The 15,009-nt window shown below is 74.3% G+C and carries 12 protein-coding genes; 3 read left to right on the forward strand and 9 right to left on the reverse strand.

Annotation, left to right across the window (positions count from 1 at the left end):
* Nucleotides 1-21 precede the first annotated feature (21 nt).
* On the forward strand, nucleotides 22-1,059 hold the full coding sequence (locus tag ACWDD9_RS01525) for an ABC transporter substrate-binding protein (protein WP_449810517.1): 1,038 nt from the start codon (nucleotides 22-24) through the stop codon (nucleotides 1,057-1,059).
* Nucleotides 1,060-1,192: 133 nt separating this feature from the next.
* Here the strand turns inward: ACWDD9_RS01525 and ACWDD9_RS01530 are convergent, their stop codons facing one another.
* From ACWDD9_RS01530 to ACWDD9_RS01550, 5 genes are all read right to left on the reverse strand, one after another.
* Nucleotides 1,193-2,131 (reverse strand): CPBP family intramembrane glutamic endopeptidase, encoded by a 939-nt coding sequence (locus ACWDD9_RS01530; RefSeq protein WP_449810518.1) that lies wholly within the window; start codon nucleotides 2,129-2,131, stop codon nucleotides 1,193-1,195.
* A gap of 395 nt (nucleotides 2,132-2,526) precedes the next feature.
* Complete coding sequence (locus ACWDD9_RS01535) at nucleotides 2,527-4,164, reverse strand: M4 family metallopeptidase (RefSeq protein ID WP_449810519.1); 1,638 nt, start codon at nucleotides 4,162-4,164, stop codon at nucleotides 2,527-2,529.
* A gap of 686 nt (nucleotides 4,165-4,850) precedes the next feature.
* Nucleotides 4,851-6,932 (reverse strand): serine/threonine-protein kinase, encoded by a 2,082-nt coding sequence (locus tag ACWDD9_RS01540; RefSeq protein WP_449810520.1) that lies wholly within the window; start codon nucleotides 6,930-6,932, stop codon nucleotides 4,851-4,853.
* Nucleotides 6,933-7,045: 113 nt separating this feature from the next.
* A complete protein-coding gene (locus ACWDD9_RS01545; RefSeq protein WP_449810521.1) occupies nucleotides 7,046-7,972 on the reverse strand; it encodes an alpha/beta fold hydrolase in 927 nt (308 codons plus the stop codon).
* Nucleotides 7,973-8,122: 150 nt separating this feature from the next.
* Complete coding sequence (locus ACWDD9_RS01550) at nucleotides 8,123-8,881, reverse strand: dienelactone hydrolase family protein (RefSeq protein ID WP_074004258.1); 759 nt, start codon at nucleotides 8,879-8,881, stop codon at nucleotides 8,123-8,125.
* Between the two features lie 178 nt (nucleotides 8,882-9,059).
* Between ACWDD9_RS01550 and ACWDD9_RS01555 the strand changes: the two genes are divergently transcribed.
* Nucleotides 9,060-9,473 carry a DUF6191 domain-containing protein gene (locus ACWDD9_RS01555; protein ID WP_449810522.1) on the forward strand — a complete coding sequence of 138 codons (414 nt, stop codon included), beginning with the start codon at nucleotides 9,060-9,062 and terminating at the stop codon, nucleotides 9,471-9,473.
* On the opposite strand, the gene ACWDD9_RS01560 is transcribed toward ACWDD9_RS01555, so the two are convergent.
* Together ACWDD9_RS01560 and ACWDD9_RS01565 are read right to left on the reverse strand one after the other, a co-directional pair.
* Nucleotides 9,434-9,835, reverse strand: coding sequence for a VOC family protein (locus tag ACWDD9_RS01560; protein WP_074004433.1), 402 nt, complete (start codon nucleotides 9,833-9,835; stop codon nucleotides 9,434-9,436). The two genes, ACWDD9_RS01555 and ACWDD9_RS01560, sit on opposite strands and share 40 nt — an antisense overlap.
* A gap of 66 nt (nucleotides 9,836-9,901) precedes the next feature.
* Nucleotides 9,902-10,762 carry a (2Fe-2S)-binding protein gene (locus tag ACWDD9_RS01565; RefSeq protein ID WP_449810523.1) on the reverse strand — a complete coding sequence of 287 codons (861 nt, stop codon included), beginning with the start codon at nucleotides 10,760-10,762 and terminating at the stop codon, nucleotides 9,902-9,904.
* Nucleotides 10,763-11,087: 325 nt separating this feature from the next.
* Between ACWDD9_RS01565 and ACWDD9_RS01570 the strand changes: the two genes are divergently transcribed.
* Nucleotides 11,088-11,885 carry an inositol monophosphatase family protein gene (locus ACWDD9_RS01570; protein WP_049651877.1) on the forward strand — a complete coding sequence of 266 codons (798 nt, stop codon included), beginning with the start codon at nucleotides 11,088-11,090 and terminating at the stop codon, nucleotides 11,883-11,885.
* Nucleotides 11,886-11,931: 46 nt separating this feature from the next.
* Here the strand turns inward: ACWDD9_RS01570 and ACWDD9_RS01575 are convergent, their stop codons facing one another.
* Together ACWDD9_RS01575 and ACWDD9_RS01580 are read right to left on the reverse strand one after the other, a co-directional pair.
* Nucleotides 11,932-13,446: a pyridoxal phosphate-dependent decarboxylase family protein gene (locus ACWDD9_RS01575; protein ID WP_234348391.1), complete on the reverse strand. Its 1,515-nt coding sequence runs from the start codon at nucleotides 13,444-13,446 to the stop codon at nucleotides 11,932-11,934.
* Nucleotides 13,443-14,876 carry a diaminobutyrate--2-oxoglutarate transaminase gene (locus tag ACWDD9_RS01580; protein WP_449810524.1) on the reverse strand — a complete coding sequence of 478 codons (1,434 nt, stop codon included), beginning with the start codon at nucleotides 14,874-14,876 and terminating at the stop codon, nucleotides 13,443-13,445. The genes ACWDD9_RS01575 and ACWDD9_RS01580 overlap by 4 nt, the downstream gene beginning before the upstream one ends.
* Nucleotides 14,877-15,009: the final 133 nt, after the last annotated feature.

The raw sequence follows: 15,009 nt of genomic DNA on the forward strand, positions 1-15,009 counted from the left end.
CGTACGTTGGAGGTGCCGCCGATGGCCCGACCGCTCAGCCGCCGCGCCGCTCTCGGCCTCGCCGCCGGGCTCGCCCCGGGGCTCGCGCTCGCCGCGTGCGGGTCCGACTCCCCGGCGCCGGGCGGCAGTTCGTCCGGTGGTGGTTCGTCGGGCTCCGGTTCGTCCGACTCCGGTTCGTCCGGTGGTGGTTCGGCCGGCTCCGGCGGCACCCGGACGGTCCGGCACGCGCGCGGCGAGAGCACCGTGCCGGCCCGGGCGAGCCGGGTGGTGGCCCTGGACACCGACGCGCTGGACTCGGTGGTCACCCTCGGCCTCAGCCCGGTCGGCGCCACCACCGTCACCGCGGGCGCCCCGTTCCCCGCCTACCTGCCCGCCGAGCGGCTGTCCGGGACGAAGCCCGTCGGGGCCATCGGCCAGCCCAGCCTGGAGACGATCGCGGCACTGCGGCCGGACCTCATCCTGAGCAACCAGGTCCGCGACGACAAGCGGTACGACGAACTGTCGAAGATCGCGCCGACGGTGCTCTCCAAGACCACCGGGCCGACCTGGAAGGAGAACGTCCGGCTGCACGCCGAGGCGCTGGGCCGGCAGGCCGAGGCCGACGCGGCGGACGCGGCGTACCGGGCGAAGCTGCGGGACCTGGTCACCGCGCTCGGCGGACCGGCCAGGGCGGCGGCCACCCGGGTCGAGATGGCCCGCTTCCTGGCGGGTGCGCCGACCAGGCTCTACCTGAACGACACCTTCGTCGGCTCGCTGTTCAAGGATCTGGGGCTCGGGCGGCCCGCCAACCAGGACAAGCCCGGTTTCTCGATGGAGATCAGCCCCGAACAGGTGGACCAGGCCGCGGCCGACGTCATCTTCTACGCGGTGTACGGGGACGCGGCCAAGTCCGACCAGGGGAAGATCACCGAGGGGGCGCTCTGGAAGAACCTGGACGCCGTGCGCAACGGGCGGGTGTTCCGGGTGGACGACAACCTGTGGATGCTCGGCATCGGCTACACCGGGGCCGGGCTGATCCTGGACGAGATCCGCAAGGACATGGCACCGGCGGGCGGGTGACGGACGACGGGTGACAGCGAACAGCCGACAGCTGACAGATAACAGATTTCAGATAACAGATAACAGATAACAGATGATGAAATCTGTTATCTGAAATCCGTCACCCGTCATCCGCCGCCCGCCACGGCGCGCGTCACCCCTGCCCGTACCGGCCCGGCCGCAGTCGCCCGGTGAAGGCGAGGAAGGCCCCGAACCCGCCGAGGACGACCCAGCCGGGCCAGCCCGCCAGCGACATCGTGAGCGGGTCCAGCTCGGCGTCCGGGTCCGCGAACTCCCGGACCATCGACACGCTCATGCTGCTCGTGAAGGCGTGCGCCAGCACCGCCGGGACCACCGACCCCGAGCGCAGCCTCAGCCAGGTGAAGACCGGCAGGACGAGCACACAGCTGACCGTCAGCGCGGGCACCGCCAGGTACCACGGCCGTCCCGGGTACTGGCCGCCCATCAGCAGCGTCGGCAGGTGCCAGAGCGCGAAGGCCGTCCCCGCGAGCAGGTAGGCCCGGACCAGCACCACCCTGCCACCGGCGCCCTCACCCCCGCCCGCTCGCCGGCCGAGCAGCAGCAGCCGGGAGAAGAGGAAGCCCTGCCAGCCGATCTCCTCGCCGAAGAACAGCGGCAGCGAGAGCACCATCCCGATCAGGCCCTGGACCGCCCACGTTCCGATCCGCCCCGCGTCCAGCGAGCCGAAGCCGGCGAACGGGTAGCTGCCCGCCAGCGCGCCGAGTGCCAGCGTCGCGGCCGTCAGCCCGCCGAGCACCCCGAGCGGCAGCAGGCAGGCCCGGACCGCGCGGGCCCGGGGCCGCGGCCAGCGCAGCGCCAGCGACTCCCGTACCCCGCCGCCCCGTTCGACGAGGCGGACCACCAGCAGCGCCGCCAGTGCCGGGGCCAGCATGGCGGCCGCGATGCAGATCTGCTCCAGCGCGCCGACCCCCTCCCGGGCGTCGGTGCGCTGGTAGCCCGCGGCGAGCAGCGGGGTCATCGCCGCCCACATCCCGGCGTAGGCGAGCACCAGGTAGACCAGCAGGCCGCGCCGTCGGACGGCGCTCGGCGGGGTTCGTGTCAGTAGCGTCATGCCGAGGACGCTACGGATCCGGAGCTTCGCCCCGGAACCAAGTGCACTGCCGTTACCGGGGGTTGTCCGCTACCGCCGCGATGGTCGAGTTTTCTGGGTGTACGGGGGCCCGCCGGAGGTGCTACCAGGGCCCCGCGCCCTGCTGTCCACCCTCGCGTGCGCCACGAATCGCCACGGAAGCTGCACGGAAAGGAAAATTGACGTATCGTCAGGCGTCACACAGCGGGGGCGACGGTGGTCCGCTCACCGTCGCCCCCGCCGTACTCCCCCGCCGGCCGGCACCCACGGCCCGGCGGGGCCCTCCACACCTCCCCGGGCCCGGGCCTGATGGGTTCAGGCCCGGGCCCGGTTCAGCTCCGGGCTGGACTCATGCCCGAAGTCTTCCCGGAGCCTGGTCAGTTGACGTTGACGGCCGTCCAGGTGGCGGCGACCGCGTTGTACTCCGCGCTGCCCGACCCGTACAGGTCCGCCGCCGCGCTGAGGGTGCCCGCACGGGCGCCCGCGTAGTCGGTGGTGGAGGTGAAGTACGTGGTCAGCGCGCGGTACCAGATCTGCGCGGCCTTGTCCCGGCCGATGCCCGCGAGCGTGGAGTTGTCGTACGTCGGGCTGTTGTAGCTGAACCCGTTGATCGTCTTCGCGCCGCTGCCCTCGGACAGCAGGTAGAAGAAGTGGTTCGCCACCCCGGACGAGTAGTGCACGTCCAGGTTGCCGACGTTCGCGTCCCAGTAGTCCGCCGAGCCGCCGTCCTTGCTCGGCTGGTCCATGTACCGCAGCGGCGTACCGTTGCCGTTGAGGTTGATCAGCTCGCCGATCCAGTAGTTCGGCGGGTTGGAGGGCAGGTTGGCGTACCACTCGACCATCGTGCCCATGATGTCCGAGGTCGCCTCGTTGAGGCCGCCGGACTCGCCCGCGTAGTTGAGGTTCGCGGTGGCCGCGGTCACGCCGTGGCTCATCTCGTGGCCGGCCACGTCGATCTCGGTGAGCGGTGCGGTGTTGTTGCTGCCGTCGCCGTACGACATGCAGAAGCAGCTGTCGTCCCAGAAGGCGTTGACGTAGTTGGAGCCGTAGTGCACCCGGCTCAGGGCGCCGACGCCGTCGTTGCGGATGCCGTTGCGGCCGAAGGTGCTCTTGTAGAAGTCCCAGGTGGTGGCGGCACCGAACTGGGCGTCCACGGCGGCGGATTCGCGGTTGTTGACGGTGCCGTCACCGAAGCTGTTGCTGGTGTTGGTGAACAGCGAGCCGGTGCCGTCGGTGCCGTTGTTGAGGTCGCTGGTGGACTGGCCGCCGCGACCGGCGTCCTTCAGCTGGTAGTTCGAGCCGCTCTGGGTGGTGGCCAGCGGGACCTGGCCGACGAAGATGCCGTTGCCGGTGCCGGCCGCGGTCTCGATCGTCTCGTGGGTGGCGAGGACCCGGCCGTCGGCCGCGTCGGTCACCAGGATCTGGCGGCTCGGGGTGCCGTCGGCGCGCTGGCCCTCGACCGTGGTGCGGTACGCCAGGCGCGGGTTGCCGTCGGTGGCCCAGACCACCAGCTCGGCCTTGCCGGCCTGGTGGACCTCGGTGAGCGGCGACTCGTCGGCGTCGGCGCGCGCCCCGATGGTGGCCTTGACCCCCGCGGTGACCTGCGTGGCGGCCTGGTCGGCGGCGATCTTCGGGGTCGTGTTCGGCAACGCGATCCGGGCGGAGACCGCCTTGTCGACCGACTTCACCGAGCCGTCGGCCTTCTGGTGGACGACCAGGTCGCCACCGATCACCGGCAGGCCGGCGTAGGTGCGCTCGAAGCGCAGGTGGCGGGTGCCGTCCTTGTCCACCGCGGCGTCCTTGGCGACCAGCTGCTCCTTGTCGCCGAGCTTGAGCGCCTTGGCCAGCGGGCCGGCCTGACCGGCCGCCAGCTTGAGCGCGGTCGCGTGCTGCTGGGCGGCCTGGGCCTGCAGCGAGGGGGTGGGAGCGGCCTGGGCGGCGGTGCTCACCTGGATCACACCGGTCAACAGGGCCGTGGCCGAGAGTACGGCGACGGCCGCGAGCTTACGCTTCACGTACGAGTCCTTCCGGGAATCCGCGTCTGGGCGCGGTCGCACCGCGTCCCGGGGGGCCGGGTCGGCACCTGTGGGGCGGGACGGGCACTGACGTGCGGGAACCCCGTGCAGTCGAGCGGTTCGCCACCGATGGGTGGGGGTGGGGCTACCGCTGGGGGATGACCAGAAGCATGACAATCCAGCAGGTGAATTGACAGGTCTTGCTCAGCAATTGGCCAGGTCCCGCCATCGGGTAAAGAGCCTCCAATCAGCAGACGAACCCGGGCAATTCGCCACATCCCGCCAAGGGCTCCGACCCGAACGACGCCCGGTCGCCTGCACCTACGGGAATCCACCCGCCGCCCGCCGCACGCCGACCCGACGAGCGGGCCCGGCCGGCCGTCGATCGACTTTTACATGTGTGTAGAAGACTCCATACGGTTCCTTGACACGCCGGTGGCGAGGTCCCGCCACCCCGACCCCCTTGAACACCGGGAGGTCGTCTGCTAGTCAGCCGACCGTCACCGCCCGGACCGCAGGACCACCTCCCTGCGCGCGAGTCGGGGGACGGCAGCAGAGGGAAGCGACGGCACGGCTGCGCTGGAGCCCACGGCTCCTCCTTCACGGGGCGGTGATGGTGGCCACCGGCAGCCTCACAGGCCGCTCGCGCACCCCGCGCCGCGAATTCTCATGCCTCGGGCGGGCCCCTACTGCAGCCGCCACTCCTGGGCGGCGTTGCCGGGGGTGCAGGAGACCATGGTGACGGCGCTGCCGGGGCCGTTGTTGGTCATGCAGGACTGGTTCTGGTAGTCGCCCAGCGTGTACGAGCCGGCCGAACTGCCGGTGCGCATCGTCCAGTTGGTGAGGAAGCTGAGGCCGTTGCTCAGCACGACCTTCCCGTCCATCGTCTGGACCAGCTGCGGGCCGCCGTTGTTGCAGGCGTTGAACAGGATCCACATGCCGGGGTTGGTCGAGCGCACCCAGCCGTACTGCGCGTGACCGCCGACGACGATCGGGTTGTCGCCGTTCAGGTTGTCGTCGCGCATCCCGATCGCGCGGCCGTCCTTCGCGCTGACGATGGTGCTCCAGCTGGTGCCGCCGCAGGACGCGGGCCGGGGCGGGCTCTGCGGGACGCTGGTGGTCCCGCCGTTGGCGCTCTGGGCCGGAGGCTGCGGGTTCTGGTTGGCGGGCGGGTTGGGCGGGTTGCCGCCGCCGGGCTGGCTCCCCTGACCGGCCGACGACGCCCCGCCGGCGGCCGCGCCCGTACCACCGGTCCGGGCGCCGCCCGAACCGGCCGAGGCGCCCGAACCGCCGCTGCCGCCCTGACCACCGGTGGCCGGAACCGGGGGGACCGGGACCTGCGGCTGGTTCTGGGCGGCGCCGGGCGCCGGCTGGTCGGGGCCCGGGGTGGCCGCCGGGGTGTCGGTCGGCGCCGGGGTGGTCGGCGCGGTAGTGGTCGCGGGCGCCGAGGTCGCGGTGCCCGGGGTCACGGGGGCGGTGACCACCACGGTCGGCTGGGCGCCGGGCGACTGGGCCGCGTCGGTGCCGCCGGCCCCGCGGTCGACCAGCAGGACGGTCGCCGTGCCCATCGAGATGACCACGGGGATGACGACGGGCACCAGCAGGGTGCGCCGGGACCGCCGCCGACCGGGTTCGGTCTGCGCCTGCGGCTCCACCCTCGCCACCTCGTCCGGTGCCGGGGCGCCGCCCGCGGCGGGCACCACCACCGCCCCGCCCTTGACCAGCGCCACGGCCGCACCGCCCTGGGCCGGCCCCGCCGCACCGCCCTTCGCGGGCTCCGCGGCACCGCCCTCGGCGGCCGGGCCCGCACCACCCGGGACCGCACCGCCCGAGACCGCACCGCCCTCGGCCGCCGGGCCCGCACCGGGCCGGAGCGGAAGGGTCCCGCTGTCGGCCGCGCCGGCCTTCCCCGGCGTCTGCCCGCCGCCGGCGAAGCCCTCTCCCGCGAGCGCCGCCCGGACCGCCCTCGCCATCTCCGCCGCGTCCGCGTACCGCTCCTCGGGCTTCTTGGCGAGCGCCCGGGCGACCAGTGCCCGTACCGGCGCCGGAAAGGTGTCCGGCAGTTCCGGCACCGGCTGGTTGACGTGCTTGAGCGCGATCTGGAGCGGCCCGTCACCGGAGTACGGCGGCTCGCCGACCAGCAGTTCGTAGCAGACCACGCCGATCGAGTACAGGTCGGTGGCCGGTCCGAGGTTCACGCCCTCGGCCTGCTCCGGGGACATGTAGAGCGCGGTGCCGATGATCGCGAACGGGGCGGTGAGCTTGGTGCTGGCGAGCGCCCGGGCGATGCCGAAGTCGGTGATGGCCACCCGGCCGTCCGAACGCACCATCAGGTTGGACGGCTTGATGTCCCGGTGGACGATCTCCCGCTGGTGCGCGGCGTGCAGCGCGTCCAGGGCTCCGGCCACCAGGTCGAGGGTGCGCTCGACGCCCATCGGTCCGGTGTCCTTGAGCACCCGGTCCAGCGGACGGCCGTCGATCAGCTCCATGACGATGTAGGCGCAGCGCTCCTCGCCGTCCCCGCCGCTCTCGCCGTAGTCGTGGACGCCCACCACACCGGGGTGGTCGACCGCGGCGACCAGCTGGGCCTCGCGGCGGAAGCGCTGGGCGGAGGTGTCGTCCTCCAGCAGCTCCGAGCGCAGGATCTTGACCGCGACCCTGCGCGCCAGCACGGTGTCCTCGGCCTTCCAGACCGAGCCCATGGCGCCGCCGCCGATCTTCTCGACCAGCTCGTACCGCCCGCCGAGCACGGTGCCCGCGCCGCTCATACCCCTGCTCCCCCGTGTCATGACCCCACCCCCGCGGGTCGTCGGCACACAGTGTGCCAGAGGGTGTCGTGGACTCAGTCGTGCAGGTCCGAAAAGGAATTGGGCGCGAGTTGTCAGTCCTTGAGGAAATATCGAGCACGGTCCGAGACTTCCCGGACGGCCGAGACGACCGCGTGGGGCCGGTCGGCCTGGATGGCGTGACCGGCGCCGAGCACCGTGCCGTGCGTCCCCCGGACGGCGCTCCTCGCGACACCCGCCTGCAGGGCGGTCCAGCGGACGCGCATCGCCCTGGGCAGCCCCCGGGTCGCGCTCAGGACGGCCAGCGGCGCCTCGGTCGGCGGAGCCCCGGCCCGGCGACGACGGATCTCGGGGACGGCGGCGGCGGTCAGCCCCAGTTCGGCGAGGAGGGCACGCCGCTGGTGCCGGTGCGCGATCACGGCCGCCTCGGCCCGGGCGAGCGGCTCCTCCGGTTCGGGCGAGGTCGGCGACAGCGCCGTCCGGTACAGCCGGAGCCGGTTCAGCACGGCCTCGGCGACCTGGATGGACCGCGGCTGGAAATCCTCGTGCGCCGGATCCACGAGCACCTGCCCGGCCACCAGCTCCGGCCGCTGCCAGGCGAGGAGTTGGGCCAGCTGGCCGCCCCAGCTGTGCCCGACCAGGAGGGCCGGGCCCGCGTCCAGGTGCCGCACGAGGGCGGCCAGGTCGGCGAGCTGGCCGTTCAGCGTCGGGACGGTGGACCGCTCGGGCTCGCTGGCCCCCAGCCCGGCCCGGTCGTACGCCACGACCCTCCCGTACCGGGCGAGTTCGGGCAGGACGGCCGACCAGGTGAGCGCCGACGTCCCGGCGCCCGCGATCAGGACCACCGGCACGGCGCCGCCCCGGCCGGCCTCCACCCAGCGCAACGCCCGTCCGTCCCGGTCCAGTTCGCCGGTGCGCACGCCGCCGGGCAGGTGCTCGCCGAGCGCCCGGGCGACGGCCTCCTGGACGCTCCGCAGACCCGGCCCGGCGGGCTTTCCCCGCGTGCCCTGACTGGTGTTCATGTGCCGTCCCCCTGGATCCCTCGTTCGGCCCCGTTTCCCCCGGGCCTGGTTCCGACCGGCCTGCGAGCGGCCTCGGGCAGTCCTCAGACCTGTCCGGGACCGGTCTCAGGCAATCCTCAGACCGGCCCCGGACAGTTCTCCGACGGCCCCTCAGGCAGGCAGGGCCCGCTTCAGCAGCCCGAGCAGCGCCTCCCAGTGCCGCTCGGCCGCCACCGCGTCGTAGCGGTTGGTGTCGGCCTGGGTGTAGCCGTGCGGGGCGCCGGCGTAGACCTCCGCCCGGTACCGGACACCGGCGGCGGTGAGGGCCGCGGCGAGCCGGTCGATCTGCTCGGGCGGCAGCGACGGGTCCTCGTCCGCGTGGCCGAAGTACAGCTCCGCGGTGATCCGGTCGGCGCCCAGGTGCGGGCTGTCCGGGCTGTCGGTGGCGAGCCTGCCGCCGTGGAACCCGGCCGCGACGGCGATCCGGTCCGGGTGGCTGGCGGCGGCGCGCAGCGCCAGCATGGCCCCGAAGCAGTAGCCGGTCAGGCCGACCGGGCCGTCCTGGACCAGCGGGGACTCGGCGAGCCAGCGCAGGTACGCGTCCGCGTCGCGGGAGTTCGCGTCCGGGGTGAGCGTTTCGATCAGCGGGAAGATCCGGCCGAAGAGTTCGTCGGCCTGCTCCAGGTCGATGCGCTCCGGCAGGTCGAAGACCGGCGCGCGGCCGGCGCGGTAGAAGAGGTTGGGGGCGAGTACGGCGTACCCGGCCGCGGCCAGCCGGTCGGCCATGCCCTCCACGTGCGGCCGGAGGCCGAAGGCGTCCGTGAAGAGGATGACGCCCGGGTGGGCCCGGCCGTCGTCGGGGTGGGCGAGGTAGGCGTCGGCGGTGCCGTCCGCCGTCGGGATGTCCACGAGGGTTCCGCGCACGAGCATGGTGAGGGTGCTCCTTCCGATTCGTCCGGCAGCGTATCCGGTGGACCCGCCGCCCGCCCGTGCGCTTTGCGCCACAGTGCGGCCGCGTCGAACCCGCGTCGAATCCGCGACGTACCCGCGGCGCGCCCACGTGTGCGCCCGGGGGAACGCCGTGGCCCCGTGCGCGCGTTGAGCGGGCATGGGGTGGATCGTGGGTGTGGCGGCGACGGTCGCGGCGGTGCTGGGGCTGGTGCTGCTGGCGGTGTGGCAGGTCCAGGACGAGTCCTCGTCGCGGCCGCGGCGGCGCGGGCCCGGGGTGGGGACGGGTGCCGGCGGGCTGGAGGAGCTGCACGCGCTGTTCAGCCCGGGCAAGCAGGTGCAGGTCGAGCAGAAGCGGGAGCAGCTCGTGCTCCGGGACGACGAACAGGCCGGGGCGCCGCCGCACTTCGGCGTGGACCTGGACCGGGGCGTGGCGGTGCTGCCCGGCGGGGCCGGAGGACGTGCGCCCGGCCCCGCGGAGCGCGAGGGGATCGGAACGGGTACGGCCGGCCGGGCGCCCCGGGAGCCGGGGGCTCAGGCCCCCCAGGTGCGGGAGCAGAGCACCAGCCGGTAGCCGTCCGGGTCGGCTATCGTCACGCCGTGCTCGTCCCAGTACGGGTTGTGGGACGCGACCCGGGTGCCGCCGGCCTCCTCCAGCCGGGCGACCAGTGCCTCGTCCACCGGGGCGCCGAGGTAGACGACGAACAGGTCGTCCACCGTCGGGGTGGGCTCCAGCGGCCGCTCCGGGTCGTGCGTCAGCTCGAAGTGCCAACTGCCGCCGGGCGGACCGACCATCAGCAGGTCGTGCTCGCCGGACACCCGCTCGGTGCTGCGCCACTGCACGGCGAGGCCGAGGGCGTCGACGTAGAAGCGCTCGGCCGCCGCGATGTCGCGCGAGGGGCGGGCGATCCGGACCCGCGTGGTGGAATCGATCATGTCGGCGACCATAGCCGATGCCACTGACAGCGAACCAGGCTGCGCGGCCCGGCTGTGGACGGACCGTCAGAGCCGCCGCAGCCGCTCCTCGTCGGAGGTCCTCGGGCAGGTCAGACAGGCGGTGGCCGCGGGCCCGACCGCGTAGTAGAGGCAGCAGGCGAGCCGGGTGCGGGTGTGGTGGGCGCGCCCGTCGGGGGTGTGCAGGCGGCGGAAGTCGGCGCCGCCGGGGAGCGGCAGGGTGCCGCCGGGCAGGACGGCCTCGGCGGCGGCGACGGCGGCGTCCTCCTCGGCGACCGCGACGGCGGCGCCCTCCCCTGCGGCGGCGACGGCGACACCCTCCTCGCCGAGCATCCGCCCCAGGTACCAGAGGGCGGAGGCCAGATCGTCCGTCACCATGCCCCAGAGCGCCCGGTCGCGGCGCCGGGTGGGACCGGCGAACGCGGCGAGCACCGGTCCGAGGTGCGCGACCACGGTGGCCCGCAGCTCGGCGCGCAGTTCGTCGTCGCCGGGGAGGGTGACGTACCCGCGCGGGCGCAGGGCGAGCGCGCCGGTGGGGGCGTGCAGCCAGAGGTCGGCCGGGTCGACGATCGGGACCCGGCGGGCGAGGTGCCAGGGGCCGGCGATCAGCAGGCAGGCCGACCAGACGTAGTGGTGGAGCAGCCGGGAGGCGGTGACGTGCGGTCGCGGGGCGCGGCCGTGCTCGTCGGCGATGCGGGCCTCCGCACCCGCCAGGACGGCGGCCAGCGCCCGTTCGTCAGTGGCGAGTTCGGCTCCGGAGTGCCAGCCGTCGGCGGCGCCCGGGGCGGGCTCGGCGACGTCGAGCAGGCGCAGCTCCAGCACCGGGCAGAGCCCCCGCAGCCGCCGGTAGTCGGCGACCAGCGCGGAGGACGCGCAGGGTGCTACGGGCAGGGGTGTTCCGGGAACCATGGGCACTCCCGAGATCGATTCCGCATGATCGATTAAGGTGAGGCTCACCTTACAACGCATCACCGCACTCGATGACCATGCCCAACTCCACCGGTCGGCTCACCGGTCCCGCCGGTCGAAGTGGCCCGAAGGCCGCGGGCGTGGACGCGCCGAAGTGGCCGTCGACGGCCGGGGGCGAACAGCTGACAGATTTCGAAATCTGTCAGCTGTTATCTGTCAGCCATCAACCGTAGGCCGTCAGCCGTTCCACCGCCCCGGACCGCCGCCGCCCCCTTCCTCCGCTCGTGGGAGAGTGGTAGGCAGCGAAGGGAGCGCGAACGTGCTGATGGACAAGGTGGCGGAGATACTCGCCGAGGCGTCGGCCGAGGTGGTGGAGCCGCGCTTCCGGGCGCTGGCCGCCGGCGAGGTGATGGAGAAGGCCCCCGGCGAGATCGTCACGGTCGCCGACCGCGAGGCCGAGGCGATCATCGCCCGTCGACTGCACGAGCTGCTGCCCGTCCCCGTGGTCGGCGAGGAGGCGGTCTCCGCCGACCCGTCGCTCGCCCTGGCCCTCCACGACGAGCCGGCGGCCTGGCTGGTCGACCCGGTGGACGGCACCGCCAACTTCGTCGCCGGCAGACCCGAGTACGCCGTGATGTGCTCCCTGGTCCGCTCCGGCCGGACCGTCGCCTCCTGGATCTGGCAGCCCGCCACCGCCACCGCCTACTGCGCCGAGCTGGGCTCCGGCGCCTGGCGCGACGGCGTGCGCCTGACCCGCCCCCCGGCACCGAAGGACGTCGCGAAGCTGCGCGGCTCGGTGAAGAGCCGCTACCTCGACGCCGCGCACCGCCGCCGGCTCCAGGACAACATCGCGGCCTTCGGTGAGATCTCCCCCGGTCGGCACGCCGCCGGGATCGAGTACCCGGACGTCGTCGACGGCCGCTTCGACTTCCTCCTCTACTGGCGCACCCTCCCCTGGGACCACGCCCCGGGCTCCCTCCTGGTCACCGAGGCCGGCGGCGTCTCCGCCCGCCCGGACGGCACCCCGTACCGCCCGGAGGCCCCCGGCTGCGAGGACGGCCTCCTGGTCGCCGCCGACCCCGAGACCTGGGAGCTCACCCGGTCGATCCTCCTCGCTGGCTGACGCCGGGGCCCGCCCGCCCGGAGCCCCCGCGGAACCTCCGTCGGCCCTACCCGGCCCGCTCGCCCGCGACCTTGCGGCCGGCGCCCACCACCTCCCGCACCAGCGCGCCGACCTCCCCCACCGTGGTGTGGGGGTTCAGCAGCGTGAGCTTCAACCGGACCCGGCCCGGACCGTCGCCCGGGAGTTCGGTGCGGCCGACCACCGCCCGGCCGGTGCGCAGCAGCAGGCGCCGCAGCCGGCCGTTCACCTCGTCCAGCGCGGCCTCGTCCGTCACACCGGGCGGCCGGTAGCGGAAGAGGACGGCGGTGAGCACCGGCTCGGCGTAGAGCTCGAGCGCCGGGTCCGCGCGCACGGCGTCGGCCGCGGCGAGCGCGAGGTCGTGACAGGAGTCGACCAGGCGGCCGAGTCCGTCGCGGCCGAGGGTGCGCAGGGTGACGGCGAGCTTGAAGGCGTCGGCCCGGCGGGTGGTGCGCAGCGAGCGGCCGAGCAGGCTGGGGTAGCCGGCCTGCTCGTCGTCGACCGGGTTGAGGTACTCGGCGCGGCGGGCGAGCGAGACGTAGGTCTCGGCGCGGCGCACCAGGAAGACCCCGGCCGCGGCCGGCTGCCAGCCGAGCTTGTGCCAGTCGAGGGAGACCGAGTCGGCGCGGGCGATGCCGTCGAGCAGCGGGGCGAGCCGGTCGGAGAGCAGCGCCCCGCCGCCGTACGCGGCGTCCACGTGCAGCCAGGCGCCGTAGCGTCCGGCGAGGTCGGCGGCGGCGGAGAGCGGGTCGACGGCTCCGGTGTCGGTGGTGCCCGCGGTGGCGACCACGGCGATCGGGGTCCGTCCGGCCCAGCTGGCCTCGGCCATCGCCCGTTCCAGTTCGTCCTCCCGCATCCGCAGCCCGCGGTCGACCGCGACGGGGATGACGGCCCGCTCGCCGAGGCCGAGCAGGGCGGCGGCGCGCTGGACGGAGAAGTGCGCGGCCTCGGAGGCGAGGATGCAGGGCCGGACGCCGGCCGGGATGCCGTCGAGCTCCACGATGCCGTCGAGCTTCTGGTCCCGCGCCAGCATGAGCCCCATGAGGTTGGACTCGGTGCCGCCGGAGGTGAGGACGCCGGCGGCGCGCTGCGGGTCGTAGCCGACGAGCCCGGCGATCTCGGCGAGCAGCGTGCTCTCCAGGGCGGTGGCGGCGGGGGCCTGGTCCCAGGAGTCCTGGGAGGGGTTGAGGGCGCTGACCGCGAGGTCCGCCGCGGCGGCGACGGCCAGCGGCGGGCAGTGCAGGTGCGCGGCGCAGGCCGGGTCGGCGGGGTCGGCGGCGCCGTAGGCGAGCAGTTGGGTGAGCCGGGCGAGGGCGCCTGGTCCGTCGTCGGTGGCCAGGGCCTCGTCGACGAGTGCGGCGATCTCGGCCGGGCTGCCCGCCGGCACCGGTCCGGAGCGCATGGCGGCGCCCGTCTCCAGGGAGTCGAGGACGGTGGCCAGCAGCGGTCCGAGCGCGCCAGGACCGGCCGCGCCGCCCGCCAGGGCGTCGGTGGCGGCGCCGTCCCGGGGGAGCCCGACGGGGCCGGATCCGGGCCCGCTCACCGGGTCCCCCGCACCGTCGGCGCGCCCCCCGAACCATTCGCCGAACCGCCCGTCGGCCCGCCCGTGGACGCCGCCGCGATCGCCTCCGCCAGCCGCTCCAGCACCGCCGCCACCTGCTCGTCGGTGATGGTGAGCGGCGGGAGCAGTCGCAGCACCGCGTCGTGGCGCCCGCCGAGCTCGACGATCAGCCCCCGCGCCAGGCACGCCTCCCGGACCCGCACCGCGAGCGCCGGGTCGGCCGGCCGGGCGCCGCACGCGTCGGGCTCGGCCGCCGGGTCGACCAGTTCGACCCCGAGCATCAGCCCCCGGCCGCGCACGTCGCCGATCACCGGCAGTTCGGCCGCGAGTTCGCGCAGCCGGGCCGCCATCCGCTCGCCGACGACGGCGGCCCGCTCGACCAGCCCGTTCGCCGCGACGTGGCGCAGCGTCGCGGCCCCGGCGGCCATGGCGAGGGTGTTGCCGCGGAAGGTGCCGGTGTGGGCGCCGGGCCGCCAGCCGTCGTAGTCCTCGCGGTAGACGACGACGGCGAGCGGCAGGCTGCCGCCGATGGCCTTGGAGAGGACCATCGCGTCCGGGACGATGCCGCTGTGCTCGATCGCCCACATCGCGCCGGTGCGGCCGACTCCGGTCTGCACCTCGTCGACGATCAGCGGGATGCCGCGCTCGGCGGTGATCCGGCGCATCGCGCGCAGCCAGCCGTCGGGCGCGGGGACGACCCCGCCCTCGCCCTGGACGGCTTCCAGGATCATCGCGGCGGGCGCGACCACACCGCCCGAGGGGTCGTCCAGCAGCCGCTCCACGTAGGTCGCGGCGAGGTCCGCGCCCGCCTCGCCGCCGACCCCGAACGGGCAGCGGTAGCCGTACGGGTAGGGCAGCCGGGCGACCTCGCCGCCGCTCGGCAGCGGCTCCTTGACCGCGACGTTGCCGGTGAGCGCGAGGGCGCCGGCGGTCATGCCGTGGTAGGCGCCGGTGAAGGCGAGCGCGCCGGAGCGGCCGGTGGCGGTCTGCATCAGCTTGAGCGCGGCCTCGACGGCGTCCGTCCCGGCCGGTCCGCAGAAGTGCACCCGGGCGCGGGCGGCGAACTCGGCGGGCAGGCTCTCGAAGAGCGCGCTGGTGAAGTCGTCCTTCTCGGCGGTGGCGAGGTCGAGCAGGTGCAGCGGGGCGCCGCTGTCGAGGGTGCGGCGGATCGCCTCCAGCACCACCGGGTGGTTGTGGCCGAGGGCGAGCGTGCCGGCGCCGGAGAGGCAGTCCAGGTAGCGCCGCCCGTCGGCGCCCTCGACGGTCATGCCGTGGGCGCGGACCGGGACGATCGGGAAGGAGCGGGCGTAGGTTCTGGCTGCGGACTCGCGGACGCGCTGACGGCGCAGGATGGCTTCACCGGCGGCCGGGGCTCCGGAGGCGGCCTGGACGGGTACGGCAGCGAGCGACACGAGAAACCCCCAGGGGAAGTTAGGTAAGCCTAACTTTACTGCCCTTGACCTGGCGGAATGCCCTCGGGGTCCCAGAACCACCCGAGTGAGTGAACCTCCCCCGGTTCCTCCAACGAGCGCCGCGCGGAAAGGT

The sequence above is a fragment of the Kitasatospora sp. NPDC001119 genome (assembly GCF_053598475.1).